At 73.4% G+C, this 1,696-nt stretch carries 2 protein-coding genes; both read left to right on the top strand.

The window, feature by feature from the left end; translation table 11 throughout:
* Positions 1 to 111 precede the first annotated feature (111 nt).
* Positions 112 to 1,218: an undecaprenyldiphospho-muramoylpentapeptide beta-N-acetylglucosaminyltransferase gene (gene murG, locus KBX39_RS30580; protein ID WP_043329477.1), complete on the top strand. Its 1,107-nt coding sequence runs from the start codon at positions 112 to 114 to the stop codon at positions 1,216 to 1,218.
* Positions 1,219 to 1,249: 31 nt separating this feature from the next.
* Positions 1,250 to 1,696: Mur ligase domain-containing protein (locus KBX39_RS30575; protein ID WP_247660772.1), on the top strand; the 447-nt coding region annotated here is incomplete at its 3' end.

Below are 1,696 nucleotides of genomic sequence, written 5' to 3'. Positions count from 1 at the left end.
CCGAGGGTCCGTGCCCCGGTCCCGGCAGCGGCGGCAGGACGATCAGGCCGCGCCCCGCGGCGCCCGGTCCGACCGGGCGCGCACCGGCGCGGCGAGCGAGAGGAGACGCTGATGGGTCCGCTGCGTTCGGTGGTGCTCTGCGGAGGGGGTACGGGCGGGCACATCTACCCGCTGCTCGCCTTCGCCGACTGCCTGCGCCGACACGACCCGAGCGTCCGGATCACCTGTCTGGGCACACCGAAGGGGCTGGAGAACGAGCTGATCCCGCCGGCCGGCTACGACCTGCGGCAGATCCCGGCGTACCAGCTTCCCCGGTCGGTGAACATGAGCCTGGTGCGCACCCCGGACCGGATGTGGAAGGCGGCCCGCGCCGCGGGCAAGGTGATCGACGAGGTCCAGGCCGACGCCGTGGTCGGCTTCGGCGGGTACGTCTCGGTGCCCGGTTACCTGGCCGCGTGGCGGCGGGAGCTGCCGATCGTCATCCACGAGGTGAACGTGCCGCCGGGCGTGGCGAACCGGCTCGGGATGAAGTTCACCAAGAACGTCGCGGTGGGTTTCCCGCACCAGCCGGCCCAGGCCGAGGCGTTGCGCGACGCCCGGGTGGTGGGCGTGCCGCTGCGCCGGGGCATCGCCGGGCTGGACCGGGCCGCCCTGCGTGACGCCGCCCGCGCCCACTTCGGACTCCGTCCCGACCTGCCGGTGCTGTTCGTCGCCGGTGGCTCGCAGGGCGCCCGCTCGATCAACCTGGCCGTGTCCGGCGCGGCGAAGGAGCTGGCCCGCAACGGCGTGCAGGTGCTGCACGTCATCGGCGCCCGCAACGAGCCGGTCTCGGTGCCCACCGACCTGCCGGTGCCGTACGTCACGCTGCCGTACCTGTCCGAGATGGAGCTGGGCTACGCCGCCGCCGATCTGATGCTGGCCCGGGGCGGCGCGATGACCTGCGCCGAGGTGGCCGCGATCGGACTGCCCACCGTCTACGTGCCCTACCCGCACAGCAACCAGGAGCAGAAGCGCAACGCGCTGCCGGTGGTGGAGGCGGGCGGCGGTCTGCTGGTCGACGACGCCGAGATGACCCCGGCCTGGGTGGAGCGGACGGTGATCCCGCTGATCCGGGACCCGCAGCGGCTCTGGGCGATGAGCCAGGCGGCAGCCGGCTACGGCCGCCGCGACGGCGACGTGGCGCTGCTGAACTTCGTCTACGAGGCGGTGGCCCGCTGATGAGGGAAACCGCGACGGGAAGGTACGTCTGATGAACACCGCGCAGTTCACGCCCGCCGGCACCATGACGGCGGAGGACCTGGGCCGGATCCATCTGATCGGCGTGGGCGGGGTCGGGATGGCCGGGCTGGCCCGGTTGTTCCTCACCCGGGGTCTGCCGGTCTCCGGCAGCGAGCTGCGGGAGTGGCCGTCGCTGGCCGGCCTGCGGGCGCTCGGCGGCACCATCCACTCCACCCACGAGGCGTCCAACCTCGACGGCGTGGACACGGTCGTCTACTCCTCGGCGATCCCGCAGGACCACCTGGAGATGGTGGAGGCGCGCCGGCGGGGCCTGCGGGTGCTGCACCGGTCCGAGGCGCTCGCCGCGGCGATGACCGGCCGCCGTACGGTGGCGGTCGCGGGCACCCACGGCAAGACGTCCACCACCTCGATGGTCACCATGGTGCTCCAGCAGGCCGGCACCGATCCGTCCTTCGTG

Source organism: Micromonospora sp. D75 (genome assembly GCF_018070405.1).
GTDB classification, from domain to species: Bacteria; Actinomycetota; Actinomycetes; order Mycobacteriales; family Micromonosporaceae; genus Micromonospora; species Micromonospora chalcea.
The sequence above is the reverse complement of the archived record's forward strand: the minus strand, read 5'-3'. Positions and strand labels throughout refer to the sequence as shown.

Coding starts and splice junctions, on each gene's coding strand:
- murG (WP_043329477.1), top strand. CDS start 112: ATGGGTCCGCTGCGTTCGGTGGTGCTCTGCGGAGGGGGTACGGGCGGG.